Source organism: Pseudomonas sessilinigenes (assembly GCF_003850565.1).
In the GTDB taxonomy this organism is placed as follows: Bacteria; Pseudomonadota; Gammaproteobacteria; order Pseudomonadales; family Pseudomonadaceae; genus Aquipseudomonas; species Aquipseudomonas sessilinigenes.
This window is the reverse complement of record NZ_CP027706.1, coordinates 5256237-5278660: the sequence shown is the minus strand read 5'-3', so window position 1 is coordinate 5278660 and position 22424 is coordinate 5256237. Positions and strand designations below refer to the sequence as shown.

Here is a 22424-nt window from a genome sequence, read left to right as displayed (position 1 = left end):
CGATTCCTTATAACGCTACAGCTGGCCCTGAGAGTCCCGTTTGTGTCCGTAAATACCCCATCCCTATGAACCGGACTGTTCTAGTTTCTACCAGCCCCTGATCAGCGGCTCGGTCTTCAGTGCAGGCTCGCTTCCAATGAGCCTGGTAACGCTGGGTTATCTTTCGCACACAAAAACAATACACAGGGAGATTCAAATGAGTATCCGACTGTATCGTTCTGTTCTCGTTGTCATCACCTGCTTGTTATGTTCAACCGGCTTTGCTGGCGAACAACCTTATCGATTCGGCTTGGGCAAAGCCGATATTACCGGCGAAGCAGCGGAAGTCGGGATGATGGGGTACTCCTCCACCGACCAGAAGACCGGTGGAATTCATACGCGGCAATGGTCGAGGGCGTTCATCATTGAAGATGCGGCCACGGGCAAGCGGCTGGTGTACGTCAACACCGACCTGGGCATGATTTTCCAAGCGGTGCAGCAAAGTGTGTTGCGCAAGTTGGAGAAGAAATACCCTGGGATCTATAACGAAAACAATGTGATGCTGGCGGCCACTCACACTCACTCAGGTCCCGGTGGCTTTTCCCATTACACGATCTACGACTTGTCGATACTGGGCTTTCAGGAAAAGACCTTTAACGTGATTGTCGATGGCATCGTGCGCTCAATTGATCAGGCCCATCAACACATGCAGCCTGGCCGATTGTTTTATGCCAAGGGTGATCTCACCAATGCCAGCAAGAACAGGTCGCTGCTCTCCCACCAGCGCAATCCGGATATTGCCGGCTACCTAGATGGTATCGACCCGGAAATGACGGTATTGAAGTTCGTCGACCAACAGGGCGAGATGGCCGGAGTCATCAGTTGGTTCCCTGTGCACGCCACGTCCATGACCAATAACAATCATCTGATTTCTTCTGATAACAAAGGCTATGCGTCTTACCACTGGGAACACGACATCAGCAAGAAACCGGGGTTTATCGCCGCCTTTGCCCAGACCAATGCCGGCAATCTGTCGCCCAACTTGAACTTGCGCCCAGGCTCCGGGCCGACCGAGAACGAATTCGCCAACACCAAGGAAATCGGTTTGAGGCAGTTCAACAAAGCCTATGAACTGGCCACCGGGCCGACCGAGGAAGTGACCGGGAGGCTCGACAACCGCTTTCAGTTTGTCGACTTCCACGGCCTGACCGTACGCCCTGACTACACCGATGGCACACCGAAGACGCTGTGTATTGCCGCCTTGGGCAGTAGCCTGGCGGCCGGCAGTACGGAGGATGGCCCTGGCCCACTGGGCATCAGTGAAAGCAATAATCCGCTGCTGTCTTTCCTCGGCGGCTTGCTCACTGGTGTGCCGTCCAAAGAGCTGAAGAAGTGCCAGGCTGAAAAACAGATACTGGCCGATACCGGCAACAAAAAACCCTTTCCCTGGACCCCCAATGTGCTGCCGATCCAGATGTTCCGCATCGGCCAACTCGCCGTGTTGGGTGCACCGGCCGAGTTTACGGTGATGTCCGGTGTACGCATTCGCCGGGCAGTACAAGCCATCGTCACACCCATGGGAATCAACCATGTGATCTTCAATGGTTATGCCAACGCCTACTCCAGTTACGTCACCACTCGCGAGGAATACAGCGTCCAGGAATATGAAGGCGGTTCGACGATCTTCGGCCCCTGGACCCAGGCCGCCTATCAACAGCTGTTCACCGACATGGCCAGCGCCATGCGTGACAATCGGCCGGTCGCCAGTACCGCCCAGCCACCTGACCTGTCCTGCTGCTTGTTGAACTTCCAGACTGGCGTCGTCACCGATGCCCCCTATATCGGCACCTCGTTCGGCGATGTATTGCAGCAACCGGAAAAGATCTACCACCGGGGACAAACCGTGACGGTGGCCTTCGTCACCGGACACCCGAAGAACAACCTGCATACCGAAGACACCTTCCTGAGCGTGTACTACACCTCAGCCGACCCCGCCCGTGACAAACCGGCGATACGCGTGGCGACCGACAACGACTGGGAAACCAAATACCGCTGGGAACGGGTCGGTATTTCCGCATCGAAGGCGACTATTTCCTGGGATATTCCGCAGGATGCCAAACCCGGCTTCTACTACATCAGCCATGGCGGTGATCAGAAGAATGTCTGGGGCACTATCAGTGCCTTTACAGGAACTACCCGGAAGTTTGAAGTGGTGGCTGATTGACCCTCGGCTGGTAATACGTTACTTCTGGCAGGGTTCGTTTTTTTGTTCATCAGGGATGACTATCAAGTGCTGGTCGCCTGGCCTGCACTTGATACTCTCGTCGCATTCGCTATCAATAAGCGTCGCTTTCAAGATGGTTCTCTTTAATATCGCCACTCAAGATAGCGCCACCCTACTTGTAAACAACTGTCCACTCACCCCGTTGGACATGACCTGAACCTGGCTGCTCTTGACTCGTTGTTATTCTGACCCGGCAGTCATTATCAATGAGTGCCGGCCCTACCCAGGAACCTGAGTATTGATGAGTTGTTTTGTAATATTTGTACCCTACCCTACCGGCCACTGAGTACAGGGGCTTAATCGGCTCGAGCTCGACAACACACGCACTCTTTTCTTCAGGGAACCGACCATGGTTGAAAGCAAAGTGCTAGTCGCCAACATCACCACGTTTTCTCAATCGGCCAGCGCGATGCCGGAGGCGGAGCGCAAGCAGCGCGCGGAAAACTTGATAGAGGAAATAAAAAGTGCCGTCGCCAAAGGGGCGAACCTGAACCAGGCCTACGCCCACGTTCAGGAACTGACGCCGTACATCGAGCCTCAGCCCAATTCCCTGGAGGCCTTGAACTACAAGCTCTGGATGGAGCTCAAGGACAGCCATACCCCGCCGCCGCTGCCCTGCGCCGCTCAGCGCGAGCAGATCAGCCTCTACGCGAAAGCCTCCGAACAGGTGATTGATGAGGTGCTCGGTAGCGTTGAAGACGAAGAGCAACAGCACAGCCTTATCGAAGAAAGGCTCAGCGCACTGCGCAAGCAGATCTTTGGCATGGAAGAACCTCAGTTCCTGCTGCAATAAAGGGCCGCTAGTGGGACGTCGACTATTTAAAAATCAAATCTGTGTCTTTCAAAGTCCGCTTTTTGTCCTTTAATGCCCTGGTAGTATTTGCGGCGCAGCCCTCAGATTAGAAACGATAGGAGCCTCTTGGAAGAAAGCGCTTATTGGGCCGATAAAAATAACCATGCCCCATAAAAGTGCATCTTATCCTTTGCTGGATTTCATGCCTTGAATAGCTGCCTGGGTGTCGTCTTTACTATGAGTAACTGTCGCATTTGAAATACCAGGGCTTAACTTTGCAGCAGAGCATAGCCTGGCACTTGCGACTAGAGCTTCGAGAAAATAGCGGTCTATTTAATAAAAACATCAAGAAAGAACAATAAGGTCGACCTTTTATGAGGGCGTTTCCCCAACGCACCTTACAGGAAGCTTATCGATGACAGACGCCCCAAAGTTTCATCGTCGTACTTTTTTGAAAGGCAGTGCACAAGCTGCAGCGCTGGCCGGAATGTCCGGACTTTTTCCCGAAACCATACGGCGCGCACTGGCCATTGAGCCGGATGTGCGCAGCGGCACCCTTAAGGATGTCGACCATGTGGTCATCCTGATGCAGGAGAACCGCTCGTTTGATCATTACTTCGGCCACCTCAATGGCGTTCGTGGATTCAACGACCCTCGGGTTATCAAGCGCGCCGATGGCAAGTCGGTGATGCATCAAACCTACAAAACCACCGAATACCTGCCTTATCACTTCGACACCAAGAACGTGCACGCCCAATGGTTGGGTTCGCAGAACCACGAATGGTCGGCGTTTCACGGGACCTGGAACGAAGGCCGCAACGACCAGTGGACGGCGATCCAGGACTACACCGCCATGGGCCATTTCAAGCGGGATGACATCCCGTACTACTATGCCCTGGCAGACGCCTTTACCTTGGGTGAGGCCTATCACCAATCGATCATGGGCCCCACCAACCCCAATCGCCTGTATCACATGACCGGCCGCACCGCGCCTACCGGCGATGGCAAGAATGTCCAATACACCAACAGCATGGGCGACGGCACCATCGGTGTGAGTGGTTCTGTGGACTGGACCACCTACCCCGAACGCCTGAGCGAAGCCAATATCAATTGGCGTATTTACCAGGAAGGCGGCTACCAGTCGTCTTCACTCTGGTGGCTCTACCTCGATCTCAAATGGAAGTGGCTCATACAGGAGGACAACAATTACGACTGCAATGCCCTGGCCTGGTTTAAACGCTTCAAGGAGTCAAAACCCGACTCCGATTTGTGGCAACGAGCCATGGTCGCTCGCGGAGTGACCAAGTTGCGCGAAGACGTGCAAAACAACACCTTGCCACAAGTGTCTTGGATCGTGCCGCCGTACTGTTATTCGGAACACCCTTGGTGGGGTCCCTCCTTCGGTGAATACTACGTATCGAAGATTCTCGAAGCCCTGACCAGCAACCCCAAGGTCTGGGCCAGGACCGTATTCATCATCAACTACGATGAAGGCGACGGTTATTTCGACCATGTGTCCGCTGCCGTACCGCCATGGAAACCGGGCACCGGCATTTCGGCCGTCGACACCCAAGGCGAAATCGAAAGCGCCACCCAGTTGCCCATTGGCTTGGGTCCGCGCGTGCCGGTACTGGCGATATCGCCGTGGTCCCGAGGTGGAAAGGTCAGTGCCGAAGTCTTCGATCACACCTCTGTGCTCAGATTCCTCGAAAAACGCTTCGGCGTTACCGCGGACAATATTTCCCCCTGGCGCCGGGCGGTTTGCGGTGACTTGACCTCGCTTTTCGACTTCACCGGGAAAACCGATAGCAGCGTTCCCGCCAACCTGACCAACCTGACTGAAACCAAAGCCCGTCAGGATGACGCCTACTACAAGCAGTACTATCGCTCCTACCCTTATTACACCAACCCGAAGACTTTGCCGGGCCAGGAAACCGGCCAGCGCGACGCCCTGGCAGTGCCCTATGAGTTGCATGCCGAGGTCAGCGTCGCCGCCAGCGATGGCAGCTTGCTGCTGAGCTTGAGAAACGACGGCATGGTCTTGCCGGAAAACCCTTACGCACGTTCGGCTGCGGTCTTTCAGGTGCACTCCAACGAACGGGGTGCCCCGGCGTTCTATACGGTGACCAGCTACGATATCTATGCACAAACAGACCGTAGAAGCCGCGGCCAGACCGTTATCGAAAACCTGAAGGATCGTATCGACGCGAACGGTCGCTACGGCTTTGAAGTACGTGCACCGAATGGCTTCTATCGCGAATTTACCGGCAATAACCAGTTGGCCAAGACCCTCGCCCGGCCTGAAGTTTCAGTCAGCTACCAGGGGATGCAGATTGTCCTGACGATCAAAAATACCGGGGTACTGGCCTGTACGGTGACGGTGAAATCCAACCCCGCGTACAAGGGCGATACGGTGCACACCCATGAGCTCAAGCCGGGTGAAAGCCTGACCGATGTCTGGTTGCTGCGCAGCAGTTCCGGCTGGTATGACCTGACCCTTACAGCCACCAACACCGAAAGCAACTTCTCGCGCAGGCTGGCTGGGCATGTTGAAACCGGTTTGCCAAGCCGGACCGATCCACTCTTGGACATCATGCCGTCCTGATGAAAGGAACCTTCAAGATGAAAGCCATTCTTTTAGCGGTGTGTGCAGCGCTGATCGCCTACCTGGTGCTCTTTCGCCAGCCGGCGGACACCGTGGTGGAACGAGCGCCCAGCGTCGCCTCAAGCCCGGTGAGCAATACCAGGCCGGCCGTGCCTGCGCCAGCCGCCGACAGCCAAGCGCCAGCGTCGCTGGAGCAGGAAATCGCCGCGTTTTCGCAAACCGCCAGCACCTTGCCAGCCGCCGAGCGCCGCCAGGTCGCCGAGCGCTTGATCAACGAGCTGAAAACCTCGGTCAGCAACGGCGAGGACTTGAAGAGCGCCTATGCCCAGGTCGAACGGCTGACGCCAAACATCGAGTCCGACCCCAAGTCACTGGAGAGCCTGAACTACAGCATCTGGATGGACATGAAAGACCACGCCACGCCACCGGCTCCCCCCTCGCCTGCCCAGCGCCAGCAACTGGATACCTACCAGCAGGCGGCGAACCAAGCGATTGACGAAGTGCTCAAGACCGTCGATGGCGACGAGGCACGACGCGCCGCCATCGAGGAAAAGCTCAAGGCGCTGCGCCTGGAGATCTTCGGCAGCAGTGCCCCGCAGCCGCTGAGCCATTAAGGCACCTTGTCACCCCGTGACGACGCACGGTCGCCATGGGGTGACAAGGTCTGTTCACCGACGGAATCCGCTGATGGCCATAGCCGACTCACCCACACTGACCACGCAAGCTATCGATTGGCTGGTAACACAGGGGCACTTGAAAGGGGCCGAGGTTGCACAAGCCAGACAGCTGGAGGCCGACGCGCAACAACACGAGTTGCCCGAGTTGCTGATTCGACTCGGCCGGCTCTCGGAACAAGACCTGGCAACGGCCTGGTCGACCCTGCTGGACATTCCCTTGTTGCATGGCAGCGACGCGCCGCCGCTGGAAGGTGGTCTGCCGGACGTCTCGCCACGGTTTCTGAAACACTACGGCGTGGTGCCTTTGCCGCCCTTCGACCATCAACTGCACATACTGGTGAGCAACCCGGCCCAGCGTTATCCGATCCTGGCTCTGGAATATGCCAGCCAGCTCACGGCGCGCCTGTCGATCGGCCTGCGCAGTGAGATTGAGCAATTGATCGAGCGTTATTACGGCCAGGGCCGCTCGGCCATGGGCACGCTGATCGAAAACCTCGGCGAGAGCGTCGACAAGAGCGACGATATCGAACACCTCAAGGACCTGGCTTCCGAAGCCCCGGTGATCCGGATCGTCAACCTGTTGTTGCAACGAGCGGTCGAACTGGGCGTCTCGGACATTCATATCGAACCCTTCGAAAACCAGCTCAAGGTGCGTTACCGCATCGATGGAACCTTGCAGGAAGGCGAGGCGCCTCCGGTCAGTTCGTCGGCGGCGGTGATTTCCCGGATCAAGATCATGGCGCACCTGGACATTGCCGAACGACGCCTGCCCCAGGACGGGCGCATGATGTTGAGGATTCAAGGCAAGGAGCTGGACCTGCGGGTCTCGACGGTGCCGACCCGGCACGGCGAATCGGTGGTCATGCGGCTGCTGGACCGGGACAAGGTGACCTTCGACTTTCCCAGCCTGGGCTTCGATGGCCAGCGCCTCCAGCAACTCCTCGACTTGCTCGAGCGCCCCCATGGCATTCTGCTGGTGACCGGCCCCACCGGCTCGGGCAAGACCACCACCCTGTACACCGCACTGACCCGACTCAATACCAGCGAACGGAAGATCATCACCGTCGAGGATCCTGTCGAATACCAATTGGCCGGGATCAATCAGATTCAGGTCAAGCCGGCCATCGGCCTGGACTTCGCCGGGGCGTTGCGCTCGATTGTCCGCCAGGACCCGGACGTGATCATGATCGGTGAAATACGCGATCTGGAAACCTGTCGGATCGCCATCCAGTCGTCATTGACCGGCCATCTGGTGTTGTCGACCCTGCACACCAATAGCGCCGCCGCCAGTATTACCCGCTTGCTGGACATGGGCGTGGAGAGCTACCTGATCGCCTCGACCGTCAGCGGGATCCTCGCTCAGCGCCTGGTGCGACGGCTGGACCCGCAATGGCGCGAAGCCTTTGAGGCGCCTGCGCAACTAATCGCCGAGCACCAGCTGGATCGCTACACCGATGAGCGTCCGATCCGGCTGTACCGCCCCAGGGCCGACGCTCCGGGAACCGGTTACAGCGGACGCAGTGCCGTCACCGAGTTGTTGGTGATGAATGAGCAAATCCGCTCGCTGCTGATGCGTCACGCCGACGCTGCTACCTTGGAACAGGCCGCTCGCGCTGCTGGTTTGCGCACTTTGCATGAGGAAGGCCTGCGCCAGGCCCTGGCGGGTATCACCTCACTGGAAGAGGTATTGCGCATCACGCGCAATGACTGACCATGGAACAGTATCAATACAAGGCACTGGATGCCGACCACAACACCGTGAACGGCCATCTTGAGGCCAGCGACCTGCAGGCCGCCGCGAGCCAGTTACAAGAGCGTGGCCTGCTGGTCCTGCGGGTGCAACGTGCCAGCGGCGCTACGGGTTTGTCTCGCCCCTCCTGGTTGCGCTCCTCCCCTTTCAGTCGTGAGGAGCTCAGCCGTTTTACCCAGCAGCTCGCGACGTTGCTCGGGGCTGATCAGCCGCTGGAACGGGCGCTGGGTATCCTGATTCGGCAACCCGGCAAACCCGCGGCTCGGCAATTGATCGAGCGCATTCGCGACCGGATCAAGGCCGGGCAGACGCTGTCAGCAGCCATGGCCGTCGAACAGCCGTCCTTTACCCCGCTGTACTTGAGCCTGGTTCACGCCGGCGAAGCCGCCGGGGTGCTGGATCAAAGCCTCGGGCAACTGGCGAGCTACCTGGAGCGGACGCAGGCCATTCGCACCGAAGTCATCAACGCCTTGATTTACCCGGCCTTCCTGGTGGTAGGAGTGCTCGGCTCGCTGGTGTTGCTGCTGGCCTATGTGGTCCCACAGTTCGTGCCGATTTTCGACGGCCTGGGTGTGCCTGTTCCGCTGCTGACCCAGCTGATCCTCGACCTCGGGCAGTTTATTTCCAGCTATGGCCTGCATGCATTGGCGCTGCTTCTCGGGCTGGCTTGGACAGCGCTGAGCTACATGGGCCGGCCCGGGAACCGCTTGAAATGGCATCGATACCTGCTGCGGTCACCCCTGGCCGGCGGCTTGTTGAAACGCCTGGAAACCGCACGGTTCGCCCGGACCCTGGGCACCTTGCTGGCCCAAGGCGTACCCCTGATCAATGCCCTGGACATCAGCCGGCAAGTCGCCAATAACCTGGCGATGAACGCCGCCGTGGCAAACGCCACGGTCAAGGTCAAGGACGGCCAGCGGCTGTCGACGGCATTGGAGGCGGAACAACGGTTGCCTGACCTCGCGATCCAGATGATCGAAGTGGGTGAAGAGTCCGGGACACTCGATGGCATGTTGTTGAAAGTGGCGAGCATTTTCGATGAAGAGGCCAAGCGCAGCATCGACCGATTGTTGGCCGCGCTGGTCCCCAGCCTGACCGTGGTCATGGCGGCGTTGGTGGCGGTGATCATGCTGGCCATCATGCTGCCGCTGATGAGCCTGACCAGTAACCTTTGACCGGAGACGTTAATGAAAACCACTCGTTCACTGCCCAAGCGCCAACGCGGCTTCACCTTGCTGGAGATGCTGGCGGTCATTGTCTTGCTCGGCATTGTCGCGACCATCGTCGTTCGCCAGGTCGGTGGCAATGTCGACAAGGGCAAGTACGGTGCCGGCAAGGCGCAACTGGCCAGCCTGTCGATGAAAATCGAAAGCTATGCGCTGGACGCCGGGTCACCGCCGCCCACCCTCGATGCGCTGCTTGCCCGCCCCGCCAATGCGTCCAGTTGGAACGGTCCGTACGCCAAGGCCAGTGATCTGAAGGACCCGTTCGGCCATGCATTCGGCTATCGCACACCCGGCCAGCACGGTTCGTTCGACCTGATTTTTTACGGTCAGGATGGCCAGCCCGGCGGCGACGGCTACAACAAGGACCTGGGCAGTTGGGAATAGCCATGCCTGCCATCCGGCCGGCTCAACAGGGCTTCACCCTCCTGGAAATGCTGGTGGTGCTGCTCCTGGTTGCCGTGGGTTTCGGCATGTTGGCCTCGGGTATCTCCCAGGGGCTCAAGAGTGCCCAGGAGCGTCAGGTCAAACGTGATCTGAGCCTGGCGTTACGCCAGGTACGAAGCCAAGCCATCAGCGCTGGACAACCGGCCTCCCTGCGCCTGGATGTGCTGCGCAACAGCTATCAGCTGCCCGGCAAGACACCGCGCCACTTGCCGGACGGCATGACCCTGCGCCTGACGACGGCGGCCACTGCCGATAGCGATGGAGGGGCAGTCGGGCTGATCACCTTCTACCCCAACGGCGGCTCCACTGGCGGGCACCTGTATCTGGCGCGCGGCAGCCAAGCGACGCGCATTGATATCGACTGGCTTACCGGACGGGTCGACTGGCGGGGTGGGCAACAGCCATGACACCTTTGCCTCCCCGCCAGCAGCGTGGCTTTACCCTGGTCGAATTACTCGCGGCGATTGTCGTCCTGAGCATTGGGTTTGCAGTCGTACTCAACACCCTGGGTTACGCCACCCAGGCACTGGCGCGGGATGGTCAGACAACCCGAATGGCGCTGATGGCCACTTCGCTAATGGCCGAGTATGGAGAAGGCCTGGGCAGCGGCGCCCACCTGGAAGGGACTCGCGACGGTATCCAATGGCGCCTGAGCGCCACCCCACTTCGGGGTGAGGGGGCCATTGTCCTTGACCAGCTAGAACTCATGCTGGTCAAGGACAGCCGGCAGGAACGCTTTGTCACGCTCAAGGCCATCAAGCGTCCTGCGGGGGGCCTGCCATGAGGCAAGGCCAGCGCGGGTTTACGCTGCTGGAAGTGCTGCTCGCCCTGAGCTTCCTCGGCTTGCTGATGGTGTTGGTCGGCTCCGCCCTGGGCTCCGGTAATCACTTGCTGCTGCTCAGCGAAAAACACACCGATCGCCTGACCCAAGTGAGGACCGCGCAGAACTTTCTGCGCAGTGCACTCCAGCAGGCGCTGGCCGAAGATTTTGGCCACGCGGCGGATCAAGAACAGGTGTTCGAAGGAGAGCGACAACGCATGCGTTTCGTTTCTCCGATGCCCGCACAACTCGCTGCTGGCGTCCAGGTGCATACCCTTGAAGTGGTGGCCGGCCCGGCTGGTGTCAGTCGCTTGCAAATCAGTTTCAGCCAGGACCGCACGGATGGGCTGCATCCCTGGGGCAATCCCCAGATCCTGGTGCAGGAGGCTCAGGATCTGCGCTTGAGCTACAGAGGCCTGGACCCCAACCACCAGCCGACCGCCTGGCTGGAGCGCTGGCCCTGGCCGGACCGCCTGCCCCAGGCCGTGCGTATCGACGTCGATACCCGCGGAGCCGGCCTGTGGCCCACGCAAATCGTGGCGTTGCGCCTGGATTCCGAGGTGACCCCATGAGTCGCCAGCGCGGCGCCGCATTGATCATGGTCTTGTGGGCCATCGCCCTGCTGGGACTGATGATGGGCAGCCTGGTCGAGATACTGCGCCTGGAAAACCGCCAGAGCGCTTTTGCGCTGCAACACAGCCGCGCCCTGCTGGCCGCACAAGCGGGCCTGGCGTTGGCGGTCGAAGGGTTGTTTGCCTATCCGGCGCGCACGGTGGCTGACGGGCGTGTGTACTCATTGCCTTTTGAACAGGCCACGCTGAGCCTTAAAGTCAGCAGCGAGCGCGGCAAACTGGATTTGAATTTTGCCGCGCTGGACAGCTTCGCACGCCTGGCCCATGGCCTCGGGGCAACCGCCGAACAGGCTCGGCAATGGAGTGAAAGCCTGGGCCAACAGCGCAGTATCGGCCCCCTTAAAGCACTCGAACAGTTGCAGCAGTTACCGGGCATGGAGGCACGCCTGTATGAGCGCTTGCTACCGCACCTCACGTTATGGTCCGGCCTTACGGTACCGGATGTGGATGTGGCCAGCCCCGAACTGCTGGCCTTGCTCAAACTGTCACGGTCAAAGGTCGCGCTCCAGCGGGGCCCTGAGTCGGTGGTCAACGTGCGAGTCCTGGCGACGCTGGAGAATCAGGTTTCGGCCTCTCTGGAGGCCGTGGTTTTTCTCTCACCACAAGGAAGCGGTCAACGACCGTATCGGGTGCTGCGCTGGAAAGAATGAATCTGCTGATCCAGCCCCTGGCTGACCGGCTACAGCCCCTGATCCGCTGGCTACTGCTGCGCTGGCGAGGGTCGCCGCTGCCTGGATTCCTTGCTTGGTGGCGGGCAGAACTCCTGGCCTGCCTGCCCGCCTCCTGGCGAGCCAGGATCAACCCCGAGAAAAAACAGCCGTTGCTGTTTTCACGGGACGAGCGTTTCTGGACCGGGGACGTTGGGCAACTGCAACCGGCCACCTCCCCATCGACATCGGGTACACCGATCCTGGTCCTGTTGCCGCACCAGCGTTTGCTCCATGAAGTGTCGCTGCCGGCGGCGGTGGCCCAGGACCTCACCTCGATGCTGTCGTTCGAGATGGACAAATACACCCCATTCAAGGCCAGCCAGGTTTATTTCGACTGTGTCCGCCTGCCCTCTGCCCACGACTCGCTGATCCGCATTCGCCTGGCCGTGGTCAGCCGTGAACGGCTGGATGCACTGCTCGATCAGGCGCAACAGGCCGGTCATTCGATCATGGCGGTTGATGTGCTGGATGAGCACGGCACACGTTTGCACGTCGACTTGCTGGCACCCCATCGCCGGGCCCGCATACGCCGCTCGCTGATGCGGCCAGCTCCGGCCCTCGCGCTGGTCGCCCTGGCCCTGGCGCTGGCCTGCCTGCAACTCTGGTTGCACAACCGCCAGCAGGCCCTTGAAGACATGCGGCAGCAGGTCAAGACCCTGCAACAACAAACGCAACAGGTCCAGGCGCTCAATCAGCAGATCGACGACACCCTCGATGCTCAACGCTATGTCGTGGAACGGCGGGCACAAACCACCTCAATGGCGGCGCTGCTCAATGAATTGAGCCAATGCATCCCGCTCAATACCACCCTGGAGTCCCTGAACATCAACCCGGACGGCCAGGTCAGCCTGATCGGCCAAAGCAGCCAGGCCAGCGCCCTGATCAGCGCCATGAAAGCCTGCCGTAGCCTGGAAGGCATCAATTTCCAGGGCGTCATCCAGCCAGACCCCGTCACCGGCCAGGACCGCTTCAGCATGCTCGCCACCCTACGCAAAGCGGAGGCCAGCCATGCGCCTGCGACCAACCCCCGCTAGCCAGCGCGTCCTGGCCCTGGCCCTGGCCGCTTTGAGCCTGGTCGGGGGGTACTTTCTGACCTTGCATGTTTGGTTCAGCCAGCCTTTGTTGGCCATTGCCGATGAGATGGCGCTGCTACGCCACAACCAGCAACGCTACGTGGCATTGTCCAGCCAGCGTCCTGCACTGGAACACTCGCTGGCCCAGGTCAGGCGCTCATCCGTGGGCAATGAAAACCTGCTGGCCGATTCCGACATGGGCGCGGCCACCGCACAACTGATGCAGTTGATCGCCGCCGATTTGCAGGTATTCGCCACGGTGGGCGATGGCTGCACGCTGACCAATCGAACCCCGGTGCCGGTCACCCAGCAAGGGCCCTATCGGCAAGTCAGTGTGCGGATCAACCTCGAATGCGCCATCGAGCCTCTGGCCGGCCTGCTGCATCGCCTGGAAAACGGCAAGGTCTCGCTGTTCATCGAGTCCTTCCGGATCGAGAGAAGCCGGGGCCAGCTTGCCAGCTCAAATCGCCTGGCCGCACAACTGCTGATCAGCGCATACCTGCAAAACCCAACGCCAAAAGGAGCGACGCCATGACGCGCTTGTCGCCCTCGCTTCGTTGGCTGAGTGCAGCCGTACTGGGGCTCTTGGGGTTACTCCTGACCTTGCTCAACGGCGTTGGAACCAAGGTTCAGTGGCTACCTGCACTCGATCCATCGGCAGCCCCGGTGAAAGCGGCCGTCACTGCCGGGCCCATGCCCGTGGCGCTGTCGGCGTATGAATACACCTGGAAAAAGCCACTGTTCAACGCCCATAGGCAGCCTGACCCGCCACCCTCCCCAGCCACCGACAAGGCGCCATCGTCGCTCAACGGCCTGAGCCTGACCGGCGTCATCGCTTCCGGAGCCCTGCGCAAGGCCTTTTTCAAGACCAGCGACGGGCAACAGCTGGCAGCCCTCGAACAGCAACAACTGCCCAATGGCTGGCGAGTCGAGCGGATCGAACCGACACACGTCACGTTGACCCAGGGCGCCAACACCCAAACGCTGAAGCTGCTGCTATTGAAAGTGCCGCAGAACACACCGTCTCTCCCCTCTTTGCCTGACACTTCCAAGGACAGCGATCTGTGAGAAAACGATTCATCTACACTGGCTTGGCCGGCGCGATAGCGCTCTGTGGTTGTACAACACCCGCCACCGACAGCGCCCGGGACGACAAGCTGATCAAGGAAGCCTTGTCCGGCACCGGTACTGATCGCGCACCGCTGCCGATCCCGGCGCCAAAAGCATCGCCAATGGCGATCATCACACCGCCGACCACGACCCGGGTTGTCCAGGGCAACCAGCACTTCATCAATAAAAAACCGTCAGCGCTGCCCCAAGCCGCGACGGCATCGCAAGAGCCAGGCGTCACCTTCAACTTCGCCAATGTTTCGATCCAGGCCGTGGCCAACACCATCCTCGGTGACGTGCTGAAGGAGAACTACAGCATCGCCCCGGGTGTGGCGGGCGACGTCACCTTCTCGACCTCCAGGCCCGTCGACAAGAACCAGGCTTTCTCGATCCTGGAAACCCTGTTGGCGCTGACCAGGAACGCCATCATCCGGCAGAACGGCAGTTACGTTGTGCTGCCGGCGAACACGGCGATCGCCGGCCGGCTCGCGCCGCAGCTGGCATTGCCACAACCCGGCAGCGGGATGACGGCCCGGTTCTTTCTGCTCAACTATATTTCCGCACCGCAAATGCAAAAGCTCTTGCAGCCCATGGCCCGGGAAAATGCCTTCGTGCAGGTCGATGCCGCCCGCAACCTGCTGATCATGGCGGGCACTCCCGATGAGCTGAACAACTATCAGCAGACCATCGACACCTTCGATGTCAATTGGCTCAAGGGCATGTCCGTCAGCGTCTTCGGGCTCAAGCACGCCAACGTCAGCAAGTTGATGCCTGAGCTTGAGCATTTGTTCGGAGCGCAAAGCACGACACCCCTGGCCGGGATGTTGCGTTTCCTGCCGATCGAACGTACCAACTCCATCGTGGTGATCTCTTCTCAGCCGCAGTACCTCAGTGATGTCGGACGCTGGATCGAAGCCATTGACCAAGGCGGCGGCAATGAACCGCAAATGTATGTGTACGACGTGCGCAACATGAAGGCCACTGACCTTGCCAAGTACCTGCGGCAGATCTACGGCAATGCAAAAATCACCGATGAGCCGGCCGCCCAGGTAGCGCCCGGCCTGCGTACGGTCACCCTGTCGAGCAATGGTTACGGTACTGGCAGCGACAGCAGCGGCAATGTTTCAGGCCTGCCATCGGGCATCAATGGGATCGGTGGTAACGGCAACGCAGAAGGCACCAACGCGGCACAGCCGGAAGAAGAGTTCGAGGCCAGCAGCGAGGATCAGGCGCAGGCCGAAAACGCCACGAGCAACGAAACATTCGACAATTCGGTGCGCATCACGGCCCAGAAAAGCAGCAACCAGCTGTTGGTGCGCAGCCGGCCGGCACAATGGGCTGAAATCGAGTCGGCGATACAACGCCTGGACAATCCCCCCCTGCAGGTGCAGATCGAAACACGCATTCTCGAAGTCAGCCTGACCGGTTCTCTGGAGCAAGGCGTGCAATGGTACCTGGGGAACCTGGCGGGCAACTCGACCACTCCTGGCGTGCAGAACACCTCGGGTAGCCAGGGTGCGTTGGGCGGAGGCGGCGTCGAGGTGAAATCGGCTTCGCTGTTCTACTCCTTTGTCAGCAACAACTTCCAGGTGGCCTTGCGCGCGCTGGAAACCAGCGGCAACACCAAGGTGCTCTCGGCGCCCTCGCTGGTGGTGATGAACAACCAGCAAGCGCGGATCCAGGTGGGCAACAACATCCCGATTAGCCAGACCACTATCAATACCGGGGTCGGAGCCATCCAGACCAGCTCAGTGCAGTACGTACAGACCGGGGTGATCCTCAATGTGGTGCCACGCATCAACCCCGGCGGCTTGGTGTACATGGACATTCAGCAGCAGGTCAGCGACGCCACGCCGACCGCCAGCGGCGGAACCGGCACGACGGCGACGCCACCGGCCAACCCCACCATCTCGACCCGCGCGGTGTCTACCCAAGTCGCCGTGCAAAGCGGCCAGACTGTCCTGCTGGGAGGCCTGATCAAGCAGAACCAGGTAGAGGCCAATCGCAGCGTACCGTACCTGGGCAAGGTGCCAGGCCTGAAGTGGCTGTTCGGCACAACCACCCGCAATGACGACCGGTCGGAACTGATCGTGCTCATCACCCCACGAGTGATCACCGGCAACAGCGAGGCGCGCCAGGTGACGGATGAGTATCGCCAGCGCTTCCAGCTTATCCAGCCACTGCAAAAACTTTGAAAGATCAGGGCGCTGAAAAGCTTGTGCAGCGACTGTCCAGGCTCAATTGCAGTGGTCAACTCATCCCGACACTGCGTTGAGTTTTTCTCGGCCTGAGCTGGGAGCATCCATCGTTGAACGGGAGCGGTCGATCACTCCTCGTAATACGCAGCCCGGACCGCCTCTGTGGGCTGGCTCAGCGTTCCTCCCTGCCAGATAAAAGTGGGTGTTGAACGCCCCAGTAATGACCGTTTGTCGCATGGCTATTTGCTATTAACAATGCCTACTACAGTGATCTTGCGTCACCGTCGGGTACCAGAAAGCTGGGCACCCATCGTAATCGCCAGTCAATGCAGAATGGAGTTCTCATAATGGCCATCAGCGCTGTCGTAAACGCAGTCTTCAACATCGATAACAAAACCTACACTGCCTCGCTCGCCATCCCCAGTTCCGCCCCTACAGCGGCAGCACCGTTCCTGTTCAGCGTCGTTTCCCAGGCTCCCGAAGCTGGCGGCAAGACGCCGGACCCGGAAACCCTGCTGGAAGTCGCCGTGGGCACGACCAACCAGGTGTACGTCGCCGTGTCGCCACCGATGGACGTGATCTCGGGTGCGATCGGCAGCGATGTGGTCAAAGACCTGAACGTGGTCGTCTCGGAAGGTACCTACAATTCCAAGACCCACACCTTCAGCTGAATCACGCTCGCCTACGTGGAGGGGCAAGAGCCATTGCCCCACTACTTCGTACCTTGCCTGCGGGAGGGCCGCTCGCCCATGGATATCCGCGTATCGGCACATTTTGCTTGGTCAGAGATTTTCGGTGGCAAGTTCGCCACCCAGAGCAAGTGCCAACTGGACTTGTCACGCCAATACAGCCTGATCTACGCGGACCTGGCCTCCGCTAATTCTGGCGGGATGGATGTTCTTGAGCTGATCAACAATGCCTTCAATACGCAACTGCCCACCGGCCGCTTGCTGGTACAGGATGCAGGCTTCTTCACCTTCAGCCATTTCGGCAGCGGTACGCCGCCCAGCGGCACGAACCTGTTCAGCATTTTTCCACAAACGCCGGTTCCCACGAGCGTGGCGAAAACCACGCTGACCATGGATAACACCTGCGGGTTCTGGCTGACGGTCAGCCTCAAAGACATAGAACTGTTCGGCAGCCTGGTGCAGATCGGTTACGACACCTCGGCAGGCGCCGGTGACACGCTCTCCTTGTCTGCCGTACTTGCCAGCGGCAGCGCGGCTGGCACCGCAGTCAAGCAGGCGTTCTACGCGGCGGCGCTTCCCAATATCAAGCTGTTTGGCCTGTTCGGTTTTGAGAACATCAAAATCAACTATCAGTTCACCACGGCCAGGCAACTGAGCGTCATCGGCAACCTCAGCGTCTCGGTGTTCGACAACAACTATGCCTTTAGCGGTGCGCTGGTTTCCGACGATGTAAACAAGACCTTCGCCGCCTGCCTGCAGTCGGCTACGCCTGACGCCAGCATCCCCACATTGTTCGGTGGGGCCATGACCGGTATCTCGTTCAGCAACCTGATGTTCGGCGTCTTCGCTCGCTATGGCGGCCCCAGCGCACAGAAGAACTTTCAGGTACAAGGCACCGTCAAGGTGGGGTCGGCCCAGCTCACCGGATACATCTACCTGCAGAACACCACCCCTCAGGTGGCCAGTGTCAAAGTCGACAAGACCCTCTCGATCGGTGATGTGTTCAACCAATGCATCGGTGAGGCGGTGTGGCCCAGTTCGCTGATCAACATCGTGTTCAAGGCCGGCAGCCAGCTCTACTACTGCAAGACGGCCGGCAGCCAGCCATTGAGCCTGGATACGTTCGCCTGCCCCATCGCGCCGGGCACATTGCCTGCCGCGCCTCCGGCCAGCAGCATCGCCTACCAACCGGGTTTCAATATCCAGGCGCTGTTTGACCTGACGCTGGTCACCACCTTCGAGGTGGTTGGCAACATCCAGATCGCCAAGGACGGTGTCACCGCTTCCATCGCCCTGGGCAATCCCATCGACATCTACATCCTGACCATTGCCGCGCCGAAGGCGACCAGCGCCACTGGTGGCCCGGCACTCGCCATCTCCACGGTCTCGGGCAAGCAGTCGATGGGGTTTGCTGGCAGCTTGTGGTTCATGCAGGCATCGTTCGGCGTCGATGTCAGCGTGATGACCAGCAAGAACAGCAAGGGCAACATGCAGATCGACGGCACGCTCACCTCTCTGTCCGATTACTCGCCGTTTCTGCCGAAAAATGTCTCGCTGGGTGTGCGCTACAGCAAGGATGGTGGTTTCCAGGTCACCAACTGGCCAAGCTTCGACTACCTGACCCAGGCGATAGACTTCATCAAGACACTGCAAAAGCTGTCCGAACAAGGCAGTTCCGGCTGCGGTAAGTTGGTAGATTTCGCCTTCAAGACCTTGCTCAAATCGACATTCAAAATCAGCGTGTCGTTCAGCACGCAGGACAACGGCGTCAGCCTGCAACTGGATGGCAAGTACACCCTGACGATCGCCGACACCTCGTTGACCGCCGCAGCGATCCCCTTCCCTGGCATTGTCTCGATACCCCTGCCTAACTCGATCAAGATGTCGGAGCTCGGGGCCTATATCGACCGCGCGCTGGCCAGCGCGGCGGAATCGTTCGTGCAAGGCCTGCTCAAGAACAGCGAGGCCATTGCCACCTTGATTGCGCTGACGGCGGGCAAGGCTGCCGCCTCTTACGCAGCCACGCTGGCATGCCAGCAACTGATAGACGGCGCCGCCGCCGACGCCGTGGCTTCAACCGCAGCTTCGGCACTGGCCGCATCCGAAGCGGCCGCCGCTGGAGCCGCGGGCGCCGCGGCGGCGGTAGCAGGTGCGGTTGCGAGCATCATCGCGATCGTCGGCGGAACCGGTACGGGGACGGGCACTGGAACCGGCACAGGTACTGGAACCGGTACGGGCACAGGCACTGGAACGGGCACCGGAACCGGCACGGGGACGGGCACCCAAAGCCCGCCCGACCACCCCAGCGTCAGCGTCGCCAACCGGGTAGTGACACTCGCCTGGGGCGGTGGCCAGGGGAACGCCGGCTATCATGCGCAACTGCTCGACAGCGCAGCAAAAGTCCTGCTCGACCAACCTGGCCTGGACGTCGCCGCGCGCGACACCCATTTCGATTTCGACGCCCAATGGCTCCCCGGCCCTTACAAGGCCCAGGTGCAGGGTACTCATGGCGATGCCAAGACGGTATGGGTCGGTGCATCATTCCAGCGTCTTGCCGCGCCGACAGCCCTGCAGGCGCACAACGAGAGCAGCATCATCGCACCTGACTGTGGGGTGATGCTGAGCTGGGCGGCCGTGCCCGAAGCGCAGTCTTATGTCCTCTCCAGCGTGCATGGCGGTAGCACCTGGGTCCCCGACCGGAACATTACGCCCCCCCAACCGCAACAGCCACCGCCTACGCAGTGCGTCGTCACCTTCGAGGCGGTGGCGCCTGCCGGCAACTTTGGCTTCAGCCTGGTGACACACGGCAGCAGCACCACCGTGGCTAGCCCGGCCAGCGACGTGCTGACCCTGGTTCGCCTGGACCAGCCGTTGAACCTGCAAGCCAGCAGTGCCGGCAGCAACGTCACCCTGCGCTGGCAAGCAGTGGCCAATGCCACACGCTATCAGGCGGTCATACACAGCGCCGGCAGCCCGTTGCAAGTGACCCCGTTGCAAGCCAGTGCCCAGGGCCAAGAGTGGGTTGCGAAACTGACCCTCACCGGTGCCGCCGGCTCGCCACGACTCTACCAACTACAGGTCCAGGCCATCCCTGCCGAGGGCCAGAACGACATCGTGCCCGGTGTGCCTTCGACCACGGTCGACGTCACCATCACGCTGTACGCCAGCGCTCTAGAGATGGCGACGGCTCTTAACAGCCAGAAGGTCGATGGAGTCCATTGCGCCCAACAATTGCTGGACGCCTTCCCGAGCCTGACCCTCGACACCCTGGCCAGTGCCATGGCCGGGGGCGGTTACGCCATGGCCGACACCAGCAAGGGCCTCATGGCCGTTTGGCCGCAGACCTCGCCTCAGGACTTGGCGGCCGCGCTGGCACAGGCCTACCCGGACCCGGTGCAGATGGCCAGCCGTCTGCGGGCCCAGGGCGTGGCCGGTGTCGACTGTGGGCCGCAATTGGCCCACGCGTTCCCCGCCCTGACCCTCAACACCCTGGCCAGCGCCATGGCCGGGGGCGGTTACGCCATGGCCGACACCAGCAAGGGCCTCATGGCCGTTTGGCCGCAGACCTCGCCTCAGGACTTGGCGGCCGCGCTGGCACAGGCCTACCCGGACCCGGTGCAGATGGCCAGCCGTCTGCGGGCCCAAGGCGTGGCCGGTGTCGACTGTGGGCCGCAGTTGCTCCACGCGTTTCCTGCCCTGACCCTCGACACCCTGGCCAGCGCCATGGCCGGGGGCGGTTACGCCGTGGCCGACACCAGCAAGGGCTTGCTCGCGGCTTGGCCACAGACGCCACCGCAAGCGTTGGCGGAGGCGCTGATCCAGGCGTACCCCGGTCCCGTGCAAACGGCTCGTGCGCTACGAGCCCAGGGTGCGACCGGCGCGGCCTGTGCAATCGCTCTGCACAAGGCATTCCCCGAACTGCTCGCCAAGGACTTGGCCGCCGCCATGGCGCAAGCCGGATACCCCGCCGAAGATACCGGCGCGGGGCTCAAGGCGGCGTTGCCCGGCTTGTCTCCCTTGGATCTGTCCACCGCGCTGGTCAGCGCTTACCACTGAAGCAAGGAGCCCTGTATGACAACCGATGTCCCGAGCCTGATCCGGCTCCTGCAGCCCTTGCGCGAGCAAGGCATGACTGCCGTGCAAGCCGCGAACACCGTGCTGGCACAGTTCAACACCGGCAGCGCTGGCGCACGCCTAGCCGATGCATTCGGACCACAAGTATCCCTGGTCCAGGCGCTGGTTCAGGTCTATGCGCCTGTCACGCTCCCCGAGATGGCCAGCATCCTGCACCAGCTCTATCCGGACCTCGGGCCGGTAGCGGTCGGCAAGATCCTGCTGGCGCCGGGTGTGTTCCCCCATACCACCGCCGAGCAAATGCAGAGTGCATTGGTTTCGGCAGGCTTTTCACCGGCAGCAGTGACGCAGGCCATCAAGGAGCTCTACCCCGCTCCGCCCGTCCAGGAGCCCTTCGCGGCGATTGCCACCTCGATGCAAGGCGGCAACCGAGGCATCGAATTGTGGGTAGCCGGCACACCCGGGCAGGTATGGACCTTGTACCAACGAACCCCAGGCGCAAACTGGAGCGCCTGGGAGGGGCCGGGCTTCAAGAACCAGCCCAAGCCATTGATGCAACTGGCCGCGGCGCTACAGAACAATGGAAACGTACTGTTTGCCGGGCTGGACGGCGCAGGCAGCGTCTGGACCTGTGGCCAGGGCAGTCCCGGCGGCGACTGGAACGCCTGGAGTGGCCCCAATGTAGGTGCCCAGCCTTGTGCCTTCGAGCAACTGGCGGCCTCGCAACAAGGTGGCCACAGGGGGGTCGAGCTCTGGGCAGCCGGTGCTGACGGGCAAGTCTGGACCTTGTACCAACTCACTGCAGGCGGCGCCTGGAGCCATTGGGAGGGCCCCGGGTTCAAGGGCCAGCCCACTCCCCTGTTCAAGCTGGCAGCCGCGCAGCAGAACAATGGCAACGTGATGTTCTGGGGGCTGGACCGCGAGGGTCGGTTGTGGGGCATCGGCCAACAGTCGCCGGGTGGCGACTGGGGTGCTTGGCAAGGCCCTGGCTTTGTCGGCCAGCCCGAACCCTTCACCGCTATCGCTGCCTCGGAACAGCTCGGCAACCGGGGTGTGGAACTATGGGGCATTGGTGCCAGTGGCCAGCTGTGGACGTTGTACCAGACCACTGCCGGGGGCCCCTGGAGCCGTTGGGAAGGCCCTGGCTTCAAGCAACAGCCGGCGCCCATGAAGAAAGTGGCGGCGGCCTTGCAGAACACGGGCTGCGTACTGCTCTGGGCTGTCGACAACGATAACCAGCTGTGGCAGATCGCCCAAGGATCACCGGGTGGTGACTGGGCCGGCTGGACGCGCACCAGCCCTCCACCGCAGGGCTGATCGGCCTCTGTGCCCCTCCTTAATCCTTAAGAGGAATACCCGC

At 60.7% G+C, this 22424-nt stretch carries 18 protein-coding genes; all 18 read left to right on the top strand.

Annotated features, from left to right (window positions below):
* Window positions 1–196: 196 nt before the first annotated feature.
* The 18 genes from C4K39_RS24505 (at window position 197) to C4K39_RS24420 (ending at window position 22381) form a co-directional block, all read left to right on the top strand.
* A complete protein-coding gene (locus tag C4K39_RS24505) occupies window positions 197–2203 on the top strand; it encodes a neutral/alkaline ceramidase (protein WP_124347614.1) in 2007 nt (668 codons plus the stop codon).
* 409 nt (window positions 2204–2612) lie between these two features.
* Window positions 2613–3056 (top strand): phospholipase C accessory protein PlcR, encoded by a 444-nt coding sequence (plcR, locus tag C4K39_RS24500; protein ID WP_124347613.1) that lies wholly within the window; start codon window positions 2613–2615, stop codon window positions 3054–3056.
* Window positions 3057–3471: 415 nt separating this feature from the next.
* Window positions 3472–5661: a phosphocholine-specific phospholipase C gene (locus C4K39_RS24495; protein WP_124347612.1), complete on the top strand. Its 2190-nt coding sequence runs from the start codon at window positions 3472–3474 to the stop codon at window positions 5659–5661.
* Between the two features lie 17 nt (window positions 5662–5678).
* Window positions 5679–6275, top strand: a complete 597-nt coding sequence (plcR, locus tag C4K39_RS24490; RefSeq protein WP_164487319.1) for a phospholipase C accessory protein PlcR — start codon at window positions 5679–5681, stop codon at window positions 6273–6275.
* A 73-nt stretch (window positions 6276–6348) separates the two neighbouring features.
* Window positions 6349–8049: a type II secretion system ATPase GspE gene (gene gspE / locus C4K39_RS24485; RefSeq protein WP_124347610.1), complete on the top strand. Its 1701-nt coding sequence runs from the start codon at window positions 6349–6351 to the stop codon at window positions 8047–8049.
* A gap of 2 nt (window positions 8050–8051) precedes the next feature.
* A complete protein-coding gene (gspF, locus tag C4K39_RS24480; protein WP_124347609.1) occupies window positions 8052–9263 on the top strand; it encodes a type II secretion system inner membrane protein GspF in 1212 nt (403 codons plus the stop codon).
* Between the two features lie 12 nt (window positions 9264–9275).
* Complete coding sequence (gspG, locus tag C4K39_RS24475) at window positions 9276–9698, top strand: type II secretion system major pseudopilin GspG (RefSeq protein ID WP_068576964.1); 423 nt, start codon at window positions 9276–9278, stop codon at window positions 9696–9698.
* A gap of 2 nt (window positions 9699–9700) precedes the next feature.
* Entirely contained in the window at window positions 9701–10165 is a 465-nt protein-coding gene (locus tag C4K39_RS24470; protein WP_124347608.1) for a GspH/FimT family protein, read from the top strand.
* The gene (locus C4K39_RS24465) at window positions 10162–10542 is read left to right on the top strand and encodes a type II secretion system protein (protein ID WP_124347607.1); all 381 of its coding nucleotides are present in this window, start codon (window positions 10162–10164) and stop codon (window positions 10540–10542) included. Before C4K39_RS24470 ends, C4K39_RS24465 begins: the two co-directional genes overlap by 4 nt.
* Window positions 10539–11150 carry a prepilin-type N-terminal cleavage/methylation domain-containing protein gene (locus C4K39_RS24460; RefSeq protein ID WP_068576957.1) on the top strand — a complete coding sequence of 204 codons (612 nt, stop codon included), beginning with the start codon at window positions 10539–10541 and terminating at the stop codon, window positions 11148–11150. The genes C4K39_RS24465 and C4K39_RS24460 overlap by 4 nt, the downstream gene beginning before the upstream one ends.
* A complete protein-coding gene (locus tag C4K39_RS24455; RefSeq protein WP_068576956.1) occupies window positions 11147–11860 on the top strand; it encodes a type II secretion system protein GspK in 714 nt (237 codons plus the stop codon). The genes C4K39_RS24460 and C4K39_RS24455 overlap by 4 nt, the downstream gene beginning before the upstream one ends.
* On the top strand, window positions 11857–12954 hold the full coding sequence (locus C4K39_RS24450; RefSeq protein WP_124347606.1) for a PilN domain-containing protein: 1098 nt from the start codon (window positions 11857–11859) through the stop codon (window positions 12952–12954). The genes C4K39_RS24455 and C4K39_RS24450 overlap by 4 nt, the downstream gene beginning before the upstream one ends.
* Complete coding sequence (gspM, locus tag C4K39_RS24445) at window positions 12929–13528, top strand: type II secretion system protein GspM (RefSeq protein ID WP_124347605.1); 600 nt, start codon at window positions 12929–12931, stop codon at window positions 13526–13528. The genes C4K39_RS24450 and gspM overlap by 26 nt, the downstream gene beginning before the upstream one ends.
* Entirely contained in the window at window positions 13525–14061 is a 537-nt protein-coding gene (locus C4K39_RS24440) for a type II secretion system protein, XpsN-like (RefSeq protein WP_124347604.1), read from the top strand. The genes gspM and C4K39_RS24440 overlap by 4 nt, the downstream gene beginning before the upstream one ends.
* Complete coding sequence (gene gspD, locus C4K39_RS24435) at window positions 14058–16298, top strand: type II secretion system secretin GspD (RefSeq protein WP_068576950.1); 2241 nt, start codon at window positions 14058–14060, stop codon at window positions 16296–16298. Before C4K39_RS24440 ends, gspD begins: the two co-directional genes overlap by 4 nt.
* Window positions 16299–16648: 350 nt before the next feature.
* A complete protein-coding gene (locus tag C4K39_RS24430) occupies window positions 16649–16972 on the top strand; it encodes a hypothetical protein (protein WP_068576948.1) in 324 nt (107 codons plus the stop codon).
* Between the two features lie 78 nt (window positions 16973–17050).
* Window positions 17051–21046 (top strand): hypothetical protein, encoded by a 3996-nt coding sequence (locus C4K39_RS24425; protein WP_225926534.1) that lies wholly within the window; start codon window positions 17051–17053, stop codon window positions 21044–21046.
* 15 nt (window positions 21047–21061) lie between these two features.
* Window positions 21062–22381, top strand: coding sequence for a DUF8189 domain-containing protein (locus tag C4K39_RS24420; RefSeq protein ID WP_124347603.1), 1320 nt, complete (start codon window positions 21062–21064; stop codon window positions 22379–22381).
* Window positions 22382–22424 lie beyond the last annotated feature (43 nt).

Bases quoted from the DNA above. Each gene is read 5' to 3' on its own strand.
- gspG (WP_068576964.1), top strand. From the start codon at position 9,276: ATGAAAACCACTCGTTCACTGCCCAAGCGCCAACGCGGCTTCACCTTG.
- C4K39_RS24505 (WP_124347614.1), top strand. From the start codon at position 197: ATGAGTATCCGACTGTATCGTTCTGTTCTCGTTGTCATCACCTGCTTG.
- C4K39_RS24420 (WP_124347603.1), top strand. From the start codon at position 21,062: ATGACAACCGATGTCCCGAGCCTGATCCGGCTCCTGCAGCCCTTGCGC.
- C4K39_RS24470 (WP_124347608.1), top strand. From the start codon at position 9,701: ATGCCTGCCATCCGGCCGGCTCAACAGGGCTTCACCCTCCTGGAAATG.
- gspM (WP_124347605.1), top strand. From the start codon at position 12,929: ATGCGCCTGCGACCAACCCCCGCTAGCCAGCGCGTCCTGGCCCTGGCC.
- C4K39_RS24455 (WP_068576956.1), top strand. From the start codon at position 11,147: ATGAGTCGCCAGCGCGGCGCCGCATTGATCATGGTCTTGTGGGCCATC.
- C4K39_RS24465 (WP_124347607.1), top strand. From the start codon at position 10,162: ATGACACCTTTGCCTCCCCGCCAGCAGCGTGGCTTTACCCTGGTCGAA.
- C4K39_RS24425 (WP_225926534.1), top strand. From the start codon at position 17,051: ATGGATATCCGCGTATCGGCACATTTTGCTTGGTCAGAGATTTTCGGT.
- C4K39_RS24460 (WP_068576957.1), top strand. From the start codon at position 10,539: ATGAGGCAAGGCCAGCGCGGGTTTACGCTGCTGGAAGTGCTGCTCGCC.
- C4K39_RS24450 (WP_124347606.1), top strand. From the start codon at position 11,857: ATGAATCTGCTGATCCAGCCCCTGGCTGACCGGCTACAGCCCCTGATC.
- C4K39_RS24440 (WP_124347604.1), top strand. From the start codon at position 13,525: ATGACGCGCTTGTCGCCCTCGCTTCGTTGGCTGAGTGCAGCCGTACTG.
- gspF (WP_124347609.1), top strand. From the start codon at position 8,052: ATGGAACAGTATCAATACAAGGCACTGGATGCCGACCACAACACCGTG.
- plcR (WP_124347613.1), top strand. From the start codon at position 2,613: ATGGTTGAAAGCAAAGTGCTAGTCGCCAACATCACCACGTTTTCTCAA.
- C4K39_RS24495 (WP_124347612.1), top strand. From the start codon at position 3,472: ATGACAGACGCCCCAAAGTTTCATCGTCGTACTTTTTTGAAAGGCAGT.
- gspE (WP_124347610.1), top strand. From the start codon at position 6,349: ATGGCCATAGCCGACTCACCCACACTGACCACGCAAGCTATCGATTGG.
- plcR (WP_164487319.1), top strand. From the start codon at position 5,679: ATGAAAGCCATTCTTTTAGCGGTGTGTGCAGCGCTGATCGCCTACCTG.
- C4K39_RS24430 (WP_068576948.1), top strand. From the start codon at position 16,649: ATGGCCATCAGCGCTGTCGTAAACGCAGTCTTCAACATCGATAACAAA.